Annotated in this window: 11 protein-coding genes; 5 read left to right on the top strand and 6 right to left on the bottom strand. The window is 64.1% G+C overall.

Translation table 11 applies throughout. The features are described 5' to 3' along the window. Positions 1 to 117: 117 nt before the first annotated feature. Both GH736_RS03065 and GH736_RS03060 read right to left on the bottom strand, forming a co-directional pair. Positions 118 to 2310: a hypothetical protein gene (locus GH736_RS03065; RefSeq protein ID WP_159600155.1), complete on the bottom strand. Its 2193-nt coding sequence runs from the start codon at positions 2308 to 2310 to the stop codon at positions 118 to 120. Between the two features lie 102 nt (positions 2311 to 2412). Continuing rightward, positions 2413 to 4047, bottom strand: a complete 1635-nt coding sequence (locus GH736_RS03060; RefSeq protein WP_159600153.1) for a glycosyltransferase family 2 protein — start codon at positions 4045 to 4047, stop codon at positions 2413 to 2415. Positions 4048 to 4254: 207 nt separating this feature from the next. On the opposite strand from GH736_RS03060, the gene GH736_RS03055 reads away from it, so the two are divergent. Continuing rightward, positions 4255 to 5679, top strand: coding sequence for a glycosyltransferase family 4 protein (locus GH736_RS03055; RefSeq protein WP_159600151.1), 1425 nt, complete (start codon positions 4255 to 4257; stop codon positions 5677 to 5679). Here the strand turns inward: GH736_RS03055 and GH736_RS03050 are convergent. Next, the gene (locus GH736_RS03050; protein ID WP_159600149.1) at positions 5661 to 7586 is read right to left on the bottom strand and encodes a glycosyltransferase family 4 protein; all 1926 of its coding nucleotides are present in this window, start codon (positions 7584 to 7586) and stop codon (positions 5661 to 5663) included. The genes GH736_RS03055 and GH736_RS03050 overlap by 19 nt on opposite strands. A 248-nt stretch (positions 7587 to 7834) precedes the next feature. On the opposite strand from GH736_RS03050, the gene GH736_RS03045 reads away from it, so the two are divergent. From GH736_RS03045 to GH736_RS03035, 3 genes are read left to right on the top strand one after another with little or no spacing between them, the layout of a single operon-like run. Then, positions 7835 to 8638: an ABC transporter permease gene (locus GH736_RS03045; RefSeq protein ID WP_235933809.1), complete on the top strand. Its 804-nt coding sequence runs from the start codon at positions 7835 to 7837 to the stop codon at positions 8636 to 8638. A 3-nt stretch (positions 8639 to 8641) separates the two neighbouring features. Further along, on the top strand, positions 8642 to 9871 hold the full coding sequence (locus GH736_RS03040) for an ABC transporter ATP-binding protein (RefSeq protein ID WP_159600145.1): 1230 nt from the start codon (positions 8642 to 8644) through the stop codon (positions 9869 to 9871). A 4-nt stretch (positions 9872 to 9875) separates the two neighbouring features. Further along, positions 9876 to 10748, top strand: coding sequence for a glycosyltransferase family 2 protein (locus GH736_RS03035; protein WP_159600143.1), 873 nt, complete (start codon positions 9876 to 9878; stop codon positions 10746 to 10748). 13 nt (positions 10749 to 10761) lie between these two features. Here GH736_RS03035 and rfbA read toward each other — a convergent pair whose 3' ends face one another. From rfbA to GH736_RS03020, 3 genes are read right to left on the bottom strand one after another with little or no spacing between them, the layout of a single operon-like run. Then, complete coding sequence (gene rfbA / locus GH736_RS03030) at positions 10762 to 11625, bottom strand: glucose-1-phosphate thymidylyltransferase RfbA (RefSeq protein WP_159600141.1); 864 nt, start codon at positions 11623 to 11625, stop codon at positions 10762 to 10764. Then, positions 11625 to 12239: a dTDP-4-dehydrorhamnose 3,5-epimerase family protein gene (locus GH736_RS03025; RefSeq protein ID WP_159600139.1), complete on the bottom strand. Its 615-nt coding sequence runs from the start codon at positions 12237 to 12239 to the stop codon at positions 11625 to 11627. The genes rfbA and GH736_RS03025 overlap by 1 nt, the downstream gene beginning before the upstream one ends. Positions 12240 to 12264: 25 nt before the next feature. Continuing rightward, on the bottom strand, positions 12265 to 13077 hold the full coding sequence (locus GH736_RS03020; RefSeq protein WP_235933808.1) for a class I SAM-dependent methyltransferase: 813 nt from the start codon (positions 13075 to 13077) through the stop codon (positions 12265 to 12267). 283 nt (positions 13078 to 13360) lie between these two features. Here GH736_RS03020 and GH736_RS03015 point away from each other — a divergent pair. Further along, the coding region (locus GH736_RS03015; protein ID WP_159600135.1) for a GDP-mannose 4,6-dehydratase at positions 13361 to 13692 on the top strand (332 nt) is incomplete at its 3' end.

Below are 13692 nucleotides of genomic sequence, written 5' to 3'. Positions count from 1 at the left end.
GCTCGGTCTCGAGGGGCACGTCAGTATATCTGGCCGCACAGCCGGGGTCGGCTCACTTCAATCCGAGGCGACCACAAGCTTCGAGTGTTGAGAACGGACCCGCGAGATTCACGCCGGTCAGCCGACGTCGACCACCTTGCACCCGAGGAACGCCGCTCCAGATCCTAATTCGGTCGCCGTGATGGAGTAGGCGCAGACCTGGTGACGTCCCGCTCCGTGTACCTGGATGCTCCCCGCAACCCCGCGTTGCGGCCCCGCATCGGGGAACACCGCGGCGACATCGGGGCGCGTTCCATCGGCAACGAAGTGCGTGGCACCCAGGTGACCGTCCGGGTGCGTCACCCACACATCGATCGCGGTCGTCGCCTGGAGCAACCCGCGATCGTAGGCCCAGCCGCTGATGTCGATCCTCCGCCCCCCCGCATCTGTGACAGGGGTCGCAGAGTCGAACGCTCCCTGTGGAGACGTCGGCCCGAACACCACCCGATTGCAGCCGAGTGCCCGCGCTGCGTAGGGAAGTGCTGAACTGCCGATCCCATAGGCGCACACGCTGTACGTCCCCTGCGCCGTGACGTCGATCCTCCCCTGGAACGCGTGACTCGACCCGGCCGTCGGATAGACGCGTCCAACTTCGGCGTTGGGTTGGTCGGCAGCGAGCGTCCGCACGGACTGGGCACCTGATGGCGTCGTCACCCAGATATGAGCAGTCGTCGGGGCCGGTGGAAGCCCCGCGTCGAGCGTCCAGCCTCGCACATCGATCCGAGGCGATCCGCTCTCGAAGACGAGCCCTGTCGAGTCGAGTGATCCGATCGGCCAACTGGGGCCGAACTGCAGGTCCTTGCACACGAAGAGCGTGTTATTGTCCCCGAGGTACGGGGTCCCGATGCCGAAGACGCACGCCACGTAGGGGCCGGGTGTGGTCAACGGCACATCGACGGTGAAGCCGTGATTCGCGCCGGCAGTTGGGTGCACAGCCCCGACATCAGGACGGGCGGCGCCCGCGGTTCCCGAGGTGATACGCCACGTTCCGTCCGGCGCCTTGACCCAGACGTCGACTCGTCGTGCCGACGTCGGAGCGATCAGGTCGATGACCCAGCCGGAGGCCCTGATCACGGCGCCCGGCCCACTCATGGCGATTGCGAGATCGTCGACACTGCCGATCGGCGGCGCCTGCTCGACTCGCTGGTCCTTGCAGCCGAGTAGAACAGCGCCCGAAGAGCGGATCGCGAACACGCAGACCCGGTAGTCGCCCGCTTGCGTCACAGGCAGCGCTGCGGAGAAACCATGGTCCGCCCCGGCGTCGGGATAGACCGCGCCGACATCGGGACGAGATGATCCAGCGCGCACCGTCTCGATGCCAAGACTTCCGCCGATCCGTTGGAGGTGCACGTGCACGTCGATGACGGAACGCGAGGAGGAGGGATCGAACGCCCAACCCACGACGTTGATGGTCGCGTCGGTCGCGCGATAGCTGACCCCGACCTGGTCGAACGACCCGAACGTGGATTCGGGACCGGTAGGACTCCCGAACCAGTCCGAGAAGTAGACCCAGAAATTGCGGTTCCCGTACGACGAGCAGCTGTCACCGGTACCCCTGAGATTGGCGAGGGCCGCGGCGTTCGGCTGGTATGGCGTGTAGTTGTAAAGGTTGGCGGTCGCTTGGTTCCGTATGTTGACCGTCGAAGCGCCGCACGCCCCATTCGGGTGGTACTGCACGGCCACCGAGCCGACGCGGTACGTGCGAGCGGGGAACGCCGTGTACTGGCGAAGCTGCCACGCCGCCTTGTATACCTGATTGAAGAATCCGTAGAACTCCGCCTCGCACGGTGCGGTATCTGGACAGCCGTACCCCATGGCGACCCGATATTGCCGCTCGGTCGGGGAGGTCGCCGTGACCAGACCCTGCTCCTTCTGCAACATGGTGAGGAGAACCTGGGGGTTGATCCGGCACGCGGCGGCCACCTTGGCAATGATCCGGCTCGCGCGCTCGGACGTGGCGCCCGCATACCCGGAACAGTGATTCGCGGCGACCGCCTCCCTGGTGCTGGTGTCGAATCGTGCGTTCTTCAGGCACGGCAGCCCATTGCCACCGACGCAACTCGGGACCCGTTGCTCGAGGAATGTCTGGACGCCGCCCTCGTCCATGGCGCGCGCATCGAAGAAGCGTTCGTCGGAGATGATGTAGCCGGGATCGAACTCCGACCCCGCGATCGCGCTCGCCCCGATGGGGGCGACCATCGACGATCCCACGGTGAGTCCGATCGTCGCCGCGACGAGCGACAAGAAAAGCACACGCATCCTGGTCAGCACCCCAGCCTCCCCACCGAGCAGTCCGGTCAGAGTAGCGCGGCAGATTTCCCGGGACGCGGATGGCTCTCGGCGTGGCTCCACGTGCGGAGCAGGCGTTTGCGATCAGATCGGCGTGGATGCGACGTGTTCGAGAACCCTCGACATCGCCGCCGGGTTCACCAGGCGATGTCGATCTGCCGTCATCCGACCGTTCTGACAGAGTTCCGAGCGTGCGCGATCGTCCGACAGGACGACCTCGACGGAACTGCGCAATCCCGTCATGTCGCCAGGTCCGATGGTCAGCGCGTTGTACCCGTCGAGGACTTCATACCGGAGCCGATCGTTGAGCACAGTGACGAGGGCCGCTCCCGATCCCAGCAACTGAAGAGCTCCCAGGCTGGTCTCTTCCGCCACCGAGGAGACGACGACGGACGCCGATGCGGACGCCACGGCTTCCAGCACGTCGACGTCGATCTCCGAAGTCCGGATATGGGTGACTTCACGCCCGGCCTCCCGGGCCACTGCATCCACTGCGTGACACCATGCTTCGTCCGACCCGACGCAGACGACGTCCCCGGAGCCGTCACTGACCGCGACCTGGGACATCGCCGGTACAACTCGATGCTGCACCTCCCATGCGGCCTCGAGGCGGAGCTGGTCGGCGCTCCAGCGGTTCGGTGCGATGTAGTCGAACTCCGGACGGTAGTGACTCACGATCCTGGCCTGGAGGTCGGGCTGGCCCCCATGCCGAATCGTCTCCATGCCGGGCAGGAGGTAGAGCAGACTTCCGTGCTCCAGTGCTGTGAGCCACGCGGTCGTGCTTGCACCCCAATCGCAGGCGATCTTCACCGAATCCCTGGCCTGCAGCTCGCTGACGATCGATTCGTCGATCGTGCCGACAGGGACGTGACGAACGGTCACGTCTCTCCCGAGGGCGCGAAGCGCCGAACACTGCTCGTCCACGTAGCGCCCCCACAACGCCGGCGCGGCATCGGAGATGAGATAGTCGACCTTCATCGGGTCGGTCCCCCACCGCTGCATGAAGAGGTGCTCCCACCGAGCCCAGAAGAAGCGCATCGACGCCAACTCTCGAGCGCCTTGGCTGTAGCCCCGACTGGCGGATTCATGGTGCACGAGCATGGCCGCCGGCTCGTAGTAGCAGCGAACGCCGCGTTGCCAGGCACGCAGCCCATAGTCGACGTCTTCGAACCCCAGCCAGTACTCCTCATCGAGCAGGCCGACGACGTCGAACGCCTGCCGCGTGATGTACACGCACGCCCCGGAGATGGAGCGATTGAACCCGGGGACGTTCGCGGCCGGCTTGTTCGCAGGCGCGCCGACGTGGAGATGACCGAACCATTGAGGCGCGAGGACGCGAGCGTAGTACGTGCCGGCGTACTGGATGCGACCGTCGGGATACACCAGCTTGGGTGAAACGAGCCCGACGCCGTCGCCGGCGTATGCCCGTTGCTGGAGGGCGTCGAGCCACGATCCCTTGGCCACGATGTCGCTGTTCAGCAAGACGATGTCGTGCTTCGCCATCGTCATGCCGACGTTCACCGCTCCCGCGAAGCCCTGACGGCGCTCTTTCAGGATGACGCGAACGCGGCCCTGCTGCAGCCGGAGCAGCGCAGCTGAGTTCACCGGGTCGACATAGTCGTCGACGATGATCACCTCGTACTCGAACTCCTGGCAGGTCTCCTCGATGCTCTCCAGACATGCCGTGAGCAGGGGCAGATCGTTGTAACTGGGAATCACGATGCTGACCGGTCGCCGTCCGGCGGAACCGCTGCGGACGAGCTCTAGGCCACCCGTGTTCCGCGCGTACGAACGGGTGACGGAGCGAGTGCGGAGTCGCTGCTTGAGGGCGGCGGGCAGGGCCCTTCGCGCGACGGATCTCAATCTCGCGTGTAAGTTGCTGATCATTCGTCCTGGTTCAGGTTCGGCTTTGGGAGTGTGCGATTCATGGTAGCGATTGTCGGCGTCGATGCGGTTCGAGCGGCCCGAGTGACCGTCGTCGCCCCCGACGTGGTGGGGTCCCAGATGGCCGGGCCGGGCTTGCGCACGGTTGCCATAGCACGGGAGCTAGCACGCGAACTTGACGTGACGCTTGCGATCGGAGTTACAGGGAGCGATCCGACCGAACTGGAGATCGAGGGCGTCGTATGCTCGTTTTATTCGGACCGAGACGGCCTCCAGGCCCTGGTGGACCGGTCGGAGATCGTCTTCTGTCAATTCATCGACACGAATGTCGTGGACATTGCCATCCGGAGCGGTCGGCAGGTCGTCTACGACCTCTATAACGTGCTGCCGATCGAGACCATCGGATCCGAACGGATCAGCGGCTTCACCACGCAGCCGGAGATGGATCGGGAGTTCGCGGAGCTCCTCCGGTACTTCAGGTTCTGCATGCAGACCGGCACCTACTTCGTTGCTTCCAACGAGCGGCAACGCGACTTCTGGCTCGGCTATGCGATGGCGAGCGGCGCGTTGGCGCCGAGCTCACTTCATGAACGCGGCATCGACGACATCATCGGGCTCGCACCGTTCGGCATGGAGAATGCCGATCCGGTCCAGGTTCGGCGTGGGATCCGCGGGACGCACGGCATCACCGACCACGATGTCGTGATCCTGTGGGCGGGCGGCGTCTGGGACTGGTTCGATGCAGGGACTCCGATTCACGCGGTGGCCCGGATCGCCGCAAGGGACCCTCGCGTCAAGCTGGTCTTCTATGGAACCGTGCATCCCAATCCGGCGATCGGACGACCGAGGAACGTCGAACGAGCTATGGCCCTCGCGGATGAGCTAGGTGTCCTCGGGTCCAACGTGATCTTCCTCGATTCGTGGGTCGCAGCTGAGCGACGGGCGGACTACTTGCTCGACGCCGACATCGCGGTATCCGCCCACCAGGAGAGCCTAGAGACCAGATATTCCTTCAGAACACGGATCCTCGACCACTTCTGGGCACGGTTGCCTAGTGTCGTCACCGACGGCGACTGGTTCGCCGACTACATCGACGACAACGATCTGGGGATTGTCGTACCCTCGGGCGATGTCGATGCCATGGTCGGCGCGATGGAAGGTCTGATTCGCGATGAGGGTCAGATGATTCGTCTGCGCGATAACATCGAACGGATACGTGACGAATGGCGTTGGTCGTCGACGATCGAGCCACTTCGGCGCACACTGGTTGATCGCATCGCCGAACTTCCCCCGCCTGCCTCGAGCCGAGCGGACTTCGGTTCAGACGCACCGGTCGCCGCCGCCCCGACAGATCCGACCGTTTCGAACGCCCGTTCTCGAGCCCGCGAGGCGGTCTCGCGTAGTCGCGCCGGAGCCGCGTACCGACGTGTCAAGCGCGCGCTCCGTCGTTATTCGACGGAGGAATAGAAGTCCTCCAACTCGTCGAGAACGACCGGCCACGCGTACCGCCTGGCGGTTTCGAGACCGCTCTCGGAGAACTTGCGACGGAGCTCTTCGTCGCCCAGCAATCGAGAGATCGCTCGTGCGAGCCCGTCGCTGTCATCCTGGTCGACGATGAGGCAGTTGACCTCGTCGATGCAAAAGTCGCGATTGCCGTGTGCGTCAGTCGTGATGACCGGGCAGCCGCACGCCATCGCCTCGAGAAGAGGCAGACTGAAGCCTTCGTGGATCGACGTCTGCACGAAGCACGTGGCGCTGGAGTAGAGCTTGCGGACTTCGACATCGGTCGGTCGCACCACGTACTCGACATCGATGCCCACTGCGATGTCGGGCTCCGAACCGAACAGCGTCATTCGCGCGTCGCTGTCGTTCCGGAGCCGCTCCCACGCCCTCAAGGTCATCGCGAGGTTCTTCTGGAAGAAGGAACGACCGATCGCGAGTACCTGGTCGGCACGCCGTTCCATTCCGGGTTCAGGATGGAACGTCCCGGGCTCGTAGCCCACCGGGATGAGTCGTGCGGACACCCCGAGCTCATCCAGCTCCGACCGCTGGTAGGAAGCGGTCGTGAGGGTCACGTGTTCGCGCCGATAGCTCGCGGCAACCGCGGCGCGGCCGTCGGGTTGATCAGGATAGAACCACGTCTCGAACTCCTGTACGAAATTCACCGGGATTCCGTGATTCACCGACGCGAGCCAGACGATCTCCGCAGTCTCCCACCACGTCGCCACCTTGATGGCGTCCTCACCGCGGAGGGCGAGCAGGAGATCGTCATATGTGCGGAAGGTCCGCACCTCCAGGCGAAGGTCGAACCACGCTGGTTGGCCCTCCAACGACCAGATCTCCACCGCAAATCCACGCTCGACCAGACCGTGTGCTTCCTCGAAGACCACGCGGATGCCGCCGCTCGTCGTCGTGGCGTTGAGCACGAAGATGATGCGCCGCCGACCGTCGGCGCCCTCCACTCGGCGGGCGAGCAACCAGTCGCGCTGGGACGCACTGACCTCCAGCGACACCAGACGCTCCACCTCGAGTACGACGGGCGAGAAGGTCAATGTCCGCCAGTTCTGACGCCATCCTCGTTCCACGAGGATGTTCAGCTGCTCCTCCAGCCCGACGCCGGCGAGGTCGACGGTCGGTAGATCGAGGCGATCGAAGCATTCGCTCAGGATGTAGAAGCCATGAGTCCTTGCTCCGAGGCTGTAGCGAGGAATCGCGTTCTGGCCGTAGTCAACCGCGCTCTCGGTCGTGGCCCATCGTTGCGTAAGTCGATCGAACTCGGGACCCGCGATCACGCGATCACCGAGTCGAAGGGCGGGCTGCACGAATCCGATTTCGCCGTTGCGGTAGTACTTCACGCCCGCGTGCTGAAGCCGAATGATGTCACGTACCGCGGGGAGGGGATTCGCCGTATCGATGAACACGACGTCGCAGCGCCTCCAATATTGCTGAATCCAGGATCGCACCGCCGCAAGGTCGGTATCGCTACTCCCTCGGATCGCATCGAGCACCGTCGCGATTCCGTCGCGCCGCCCGTGCGAGGCTTCGCCCTGTACGGTCGACATGAGGATGTGAGCGCGCAAGGATGCGTGGACTTCCCAGAGCCATTCTTCGATCCCGACCGCCGGCTCACCGACCAGCACGACGACGACCGGGCGGGCGTGGCGCATGTGCCAGTTCTCCGCCGCGGCCGAGACCAACGCCGTCGAGACGCCGTTCGCGAAGGTGTGCGTCTCCGCATCTTCCGCGAGGCGCTGGCGGTGAAGGAACACGCGGGCGCTGTGCCTCCCGTGCTGCCGTACGAGCATGAAGCGCTCGTACGCCCGACGGGAATTGCCTTCGACCGCGGCCACAATTCTGCGGATGTACGAACGCATGGCAGTACTCGATCTCCTCTTCCGGCGTGCGGCGACCGTCCAACGGTACCCTGTGTGGGCCGCGGCCTCCGTCTGACATACCCACTCGGAAGGGGACGGTAGTATGCAGTGTCCGACAGAGAGGCTGTAGAAGTATGAGTTCGACGGCGACACCCCCGCCTGGGTATCGGACCGTGAACGGGCCTCTCGAGGAGGTCGGTCGTTCCGGCGGCAGAGGCCGGAGCACGGTAGCGGCAGTCCGTGAGATCTTGGCCCACCGCGAGCTTCTCGGTCGACTGGTCTCGCGCGAGTTGCGAGCGAAATACAAGAACAGCAGCCTGGGCATCCTCTGGTCGCTGATCCGGCCGCTTGCTCAGCTGCTGATCTACTACATCGCGATCGGTCAATTCCTCGGTGCAGCACGCTCCATCCCCGACTTCGCGATCTTCGTGTTCACCGGCCTCACTGTGTGGGGCCTCTACAGCGAGATCGTCAGCGCCGGCACTAGCTCCATCCTCTCGAACTCAGGTCTTGTCAAGAAGGTCTACGTTCCGCGGGAGATCTTCCCCCTCGCCACGGTCGGCGGAGCCCTCTTCAATTTCGTGGTCCAGTTCGTGATCCTGATCGGCGCCACCATCGTCGCCGGCAAGCCGCCTCTGCACCCGGCACTCCTCTACGCGCCGATGTCGGTCATCCTCGTGGTCATTTTGGGTACGGCATTTGCGCTCGTCCTGTCGGCCCTGAACGTCTACCTCAGGGATGTGCAGCACTTGGTCGAGATCCTCCTGCTCGTCTTCTTCTGGGCCTCCCCCATCGTCTACTCGATGGGCTTCGTCAACAACGCACTGCAGGGGTCCTGGCTCGAGGAGGTCTACCTGGCGAATCCCGTGACACTGGCCATCATCGGAATGCAGAAGGCGATGTGGGTCGCAGGAACCAACGATCCCGCGCAGTACTGGCCCGACTACCTTCTCCTGCGTATGGTGATCGCGCTGGTCGTGAGCTTGGTTGTCCTTTGGGTTGCGCAGCGGGTGTTCTCCCGGTTGCAAGGTAATTTCGCGCAGGAGCTGTAAGTCATGTCATCCTCTCCCGAACCGCTGGTCGTCGTGCGTGGCGTGTCCAAACGATTCACGATGCATCGGGACAAATCGGTCAAGGACCGAATCCTGTATTTCCGCTCCAGGAAGCAGTCAAGGGACGACTTCTGGGCCCTCACGGACGTCAGTTTCGAAGTCGGTCTCGGTGAGACCGTGGGGCTCATCGGACACAACGGTTCCGGCAAGAGCACGCTGCTCAAGGTCATCGGAGGTATCGTCGACCCGACGACAGGCAGCATCTTGCGCCGTGGTCGCGTCGCGGCGCTCCTCGAACTTGGCGCAGGATTCCACCCCGATCTGTCCGGGCGGGACAACGTCTACCTGAACGCGGCCATCTTGGGAATGTCCTCCGACCAGACGGATGCCGTGTTCGATGACATCGTCGAATTCTCGGGCATCGGCGAATTCATCGACTCCCAGGTCAAGTTCTACTCCTCGGGGATGTACGTGAGGCTCGCCTTCGCCGTCGCGGTGCATTCCGATCCCGACCTCTTGCTCGTCGACGAAGTGCTGGCGGTCGGCGACGAACCGTTCCAGCAGAAGTGCATGGCCAAGATCCGCCAATTCCAGCGCGAGGGTCGCACTATCGTCCTGGTTAGTCACTCGGCTGAGCAGGTTGCGGACGTATGCAGTCGGACGATCGTCCTCGACGGTGGCCGCGTCGTGCACGATGGCGGAGTCGGCGAGGGAATCCGAGTTCTTCGAGAAGGCTACGAGCGCGACCGCATCCAGGCTCAGGAGGCCGCAGCGGCGAAGCTGCGGCCCGACGAGGCTGTATCGCTCGACGCTGTCCGTATCCTGGATGTCACAGTCGCTGGCGCGGATGACCGCCCGGTGGGCAGCGTGCCCGTGGAACGAGGATCCGACCTCGCGATCACCATCCACGCCGAGGTGCGCTCGCCAATTGACTGGATCGTGGGGTTCACGCTGGAGTCCATCACCGGCCACATGGTGTATCGGCTGAATTCCGAGGGACTCGGACTCGACCTCCCCCGTGCTCCCGGCACCTACTCCGTGAGGTTCGACCTACGCGACACGAACTTCGGACGTGATCGTCTGATCGTGAGCGCTGGCGCCACGACGCTCGACGGCACCACACTCGATCTACTCAACCCGGCAGCCACGATCGACTTCCGGGAGGATCCGTCGGGAGCCGGATTCATGCAGTTCGACACTGTCGGAACCGTCGCCCCGTTTGCCGCGCCGTAGCTCGATGAACGCCCCTGCAGTCGCTGCCGTCGTAGTGAGTTACGGCTCCGACGATGAGCTCGTCCCATTCCTGTCCAGCCTCCGAGACGCGTCCACAGAACCGATCGAGGTGGTCGTCGCCGATAATCTGCCCGGTGAGGGTGATGTGGCAGGTATCGCCACTGCTGCCGGAGTGCGGTACCTCCCGCTTCCGGCCAACCCGGGGTACGGGGGCGCTGTGAACGCGGCAGTCCGAACACTGTCGCCATCGGTCGAGTGGGTGCTCGTCAGCAACCCTGACGTGGTCTTCGAGCGCGGGTCGCTTGATGCGCTGGTCGGTGCCGCTCGTCACGACAAGCGCATCGGCAGCATTGGGCCCCGCATCCTGAACTCCGATCAGACCGTCTACCCCTCGGCGCGAGAGGTTCCGACGATCCGCAACGGGGTCGGGCATGCGCTGTTCGGACGGGTCTGGCCCGGCAACCCCTGGACGCGCCGGTACCACGCTGCAGCCGAGACCAGCGTCCCGCGCAATGCAGGATGGCTTTCCGGCGCCTGCCTCGTCGTGAGGCGACAGGCCTTCGAGGACATCGGCGGGTTTGACGAGCGGTACTTCATGTACTTCGAGGATGTCGACCTCGGGTATCGCCTCGCCCGCGCCGGGTGGAGCAATCGATACGAGCCAACCGGCACGGTGATTCACACGGGCGGAACGTCGACCGCCCGATTGAGCTCGGCGATGGTGCGAGAACACCATCGCAGCGCGGAGCGGTTCATCCGATCGCGCTACTCCTCGCGTCCAGCCCTTCCGATCCGCGCAGTCCTGCTCACATCACTGCGGGTCCGGTCGTTCGTCGTCGGTCGTCAGCAGGAGCGCAACGGCTCGAGGAACGACTGACGGCGCGCGTCGGTCATCGCGCTTCCAGCCGAAGCAGGTATCGCCCGTAGCCGCTCTTGACCAGCGGGTCCGCAAGCACTCGCAATTGGGCGTCGTCGATCCAGCCGGCTCGCCAGGCTACCTCCTCGATGCAACCGATCTTGAAACCCTGTCGGTCCTCGATGACGCGAACATATTCGGATGCCTGCATCATGGACTCGAAGGTCCCCGTGTCGAGCCAAGCGACCCCACGATCGAGCACCTGCACCTGGAGGCGGCCCTCAGCGAGATACCGCTCGTTGACGGTGGAGATCTCCAACTCGCCCCGCGCGCTCGGCTCGATCGTCTTGGCGATCTCTACGACATTGTTGTCATAGAAGTAGAGCCCCGGGACCGCGTAATTGCTCTTCGGCTTCGTGGGCTTCTCTTCGATCGAGAGCGCCGTCATCTCATCATCGAACTCCACGACGCCGTAGGCCGTCGGATTACTCACCTGGTAGGCAAAGACGAGTCCGCCTTCGATCTGCTGATGTTGGCGAAGGGACGACCCCAAACCAGTGCCGTGGAAGATGTTGTCGCCGAGCACGAGTGCGACGGACTCTTCTCCGATGAAGTCTTCGCCGATGATGAAGGCCTGGGCGAGTCCGTCAGGTGAGGGCTGCACTGCGTACTCCAGTGTGATACCGAGTCCCGAGCCGTCGCCCAGCAAGGCCTTGAACTGGGCGTGGTATTCCGGCGTGGTGATGATCAGGATCTCCCTGATGCCCGCCATCATCAGCGTGGACAGCGGGTAGTAGATCATCGGCTTGTCATAGATCGGCATCAGTTGCTTCGAGATGCCCTTGGTGATCGGCCAGAGACGAGTCCCGGAACCACCGGCGAGGATGATGCCGCGCATCAGCGACCCTTCGCGCTGTCGAGGGACTCGAGGTAGGCGCGCGTCGCCTCCCAGGTCGGCAGGAGGCCGGATGCTTCCGCATCGCTGAGGCCGGGCGCCTCCTTGTCCTTCGGTGAGAGCAGCAGTTCGCCGGCCGCTTCCGGGAAGACGAGGCCGACCTCCTCGTCGAGTGGATTGATTCCGTGCTCGCGATCTGCGTTGAACGTCGACGTGACAAGATAGCTGACGGTCGCATCATCCGTCAGCGCAACGAAGCAGTGCCCGAGCCCCTCCGAGATGTAGATCGCGCGTCGATCCACGTCGTCGAGGAGGACGCTATCCCACTGCCCGAATGTCGGAGAACCGACCCGGATGTCGATGACGTAATCCAGCACAGCACCGTGCGTCGCAGTCACGTACTTGGCCTGGCTCGGAGGGACGTCGGCGAAGTGAATGCCGCGGACGACTCCGCGCTTCGAGACCGACGTATTGCCCTGTGCGAGGTCCAGCGGATGACCCACAGCCTCAGCGAGGCGATCGAATCGGTACCACTCGAGGAAGACGCCGCGATCATCCGAGAACTGCCTCGGCGTGATCTCGAAGCTGTCGGGGATCTTCAGTTCTCGGATCTGCACCGGGGAAGTCTACAACGCATTGAGCTCATCCCCGTCGCACTGCCGAACCCAAGGCGCGCAGTGGTCGCGTCACCTTCCAGCTCGTGCTGGCGTAAGTGGCGTCGAGCGCCGCCTCGACATCGACGACGTCGCGTCGAGCGGACTCGAGCGCTCCTTCGAGTGCCGCCTTCTCCTTTTCTAGCGTCTCGATCCGACGCCGGTCCCGCTCGGCGGCGTGCCGGAGCTCCGATTCGCGTAGGAGATCGGACTCCTCCCGGGCACCCAGGGCCGCATACGTGGAGCGGATCACATCGCCGTCGTGGTCAGCTGCGGAGAAGAACTCGGCCATCTGCGGACTCAGCCCCGCGTCGCCCACCCCGAGGACGCCGAGGCCATGTCCGTGCTCGAACGCAAATGAGGGCCAGCGGTCGCTGAGCTCCTCCCAGTACCGCCACACCCCGAAGTCCTCCCGTCGCTCCGCGATGTCGTGGAACAGGACGACACCACGACTTGACAGTTTGGGCAGCCAGCTCTCGAAGTCGTGCCGTACATCTTCGTATCGGTGACGTCCGTCAAGGTGGAGCAGGTCGACGCTTCCGTCCTGGATGCGCGAGAGCGCCTCGTCGAAGGTCATTCTCAAGAGAGTCGAGAACGAACCGTACTCCGCATCGTTCACCTGCTTCACCGCCGCGAAGACGTCCTCCCCGTAGAAGCCCGCGTGCACGTCGCCCTCCCAGGTGTCGACCGCGTACGTTCGCGCATCGAGTCCCAATCGAACGACGGCGTCGCAGAAGACGAAGTACGAGAACCCGTTGTGCGTTCCGAGTTCGACGACCAACGAGGGTCGGTGCGCAGCCATGATCCAGCTGGCGAATGCCGCGTGCTCGCGCCAAGCAGAATCGACCGGATGACGGGGCCGCACCGCGGAGTCGGCGCTGATCCAACTGCCGGCTGCGCGGCGCTCGAGGGGGGCCTCCCGTGGCACTTTGTCACACCTCTCCGTGTTCGATTTCATCAGGTTAGTACCTACGACCCGTCCAGCGCCCCGACGACGACTGACTGCCCCTCGGATGGGGTCCGACGAGCAGGTCGCAGCTTGGCACACGGCTCACGTGGAGGTGTGCTCGTCTAGGATGAAGCGCGTGTCAAGACTCCTCGTGACCGGCGGTGCCGGCTTCATCGGCTCGAACTTCGTCCACTACGTACTCGCCAACACGGACCATTCGGTGACCGTGCTCGACAAGCTCACCTACGCGGGAAACCTCGCCTCGTTGGACGGTCTTCCGTCCGACAGGTTCCGGTTCGTCAGGGGAGACATCGCCGACGCCGCGCTGGTCGACTCGCTGTTCGGCGAGCAGGATGCGGTGGTGCACTACGCGGCCGAGAGCCACAACGACAACTCGCTCGACGATCCTCGCCCGTTCCTCGAGACGAATATCATCGGCACGTACACGCTCCTCGAGGCGGCACGGAA

Source organism: Agromyces humi (assembly GCF_009720255.1).
GTDB lineage: Bacteria > Actinomycetota > Actinomycetes > Actinomycetales > Microbacteriaceae > Agromyces > Agromyces humi.
Note: the sequence above shows the minus strand (reverse complement) of the source record. Positions and strands in the feature narration are given on the sequence as shown.

Bases quoted from the DNA above. Each gene is read 5' to 3' on its own strand.
- GH736_RS03050 (WP_159600149.1), bottom strand. From the start codon at position 7,586: ATGCGTTCGTACATCCGCAGAATTGTGGCCGCGGTCGAAGGCAATTCC.
- GH736_RS03020 (WP_235933808.1), bottom strand. From the start codon at position 13,077: ATGGCTGCGCACCGACCCTCGTTGGTCGTCGAACTCGGAACGCACAAC.
- GH736_RS03055 (WP_159600151.1), top strand. From the start codon at position 4,255: ATGGTAGCGATTGTCGGCGTCGATGCGGTTCGAGCGGCCCGAGTGACC.
- GH736_RS03035 (WP_159600143.1), top strand. From the start codon at position 9,876: ATGAACGCCCCTGCAGTCGCTGCCGTCGTAGTGAGTTACGGCTCCGAC.
- rfbA (WP_159600141.1), bottom strand. From the start codon at position 11,625: ATGCGCGGCATCATCCTCGCCGGTGGTTCCGGGACTCGTCTCTGGCCG.
- GH736_RS03040 (WP_159600145.1), top strand. From the start codon at position 8,642: ATGTCATCCTCTCCCGAACCGCTGGTCGTCGTGCGTGGCGTGTCCAAA.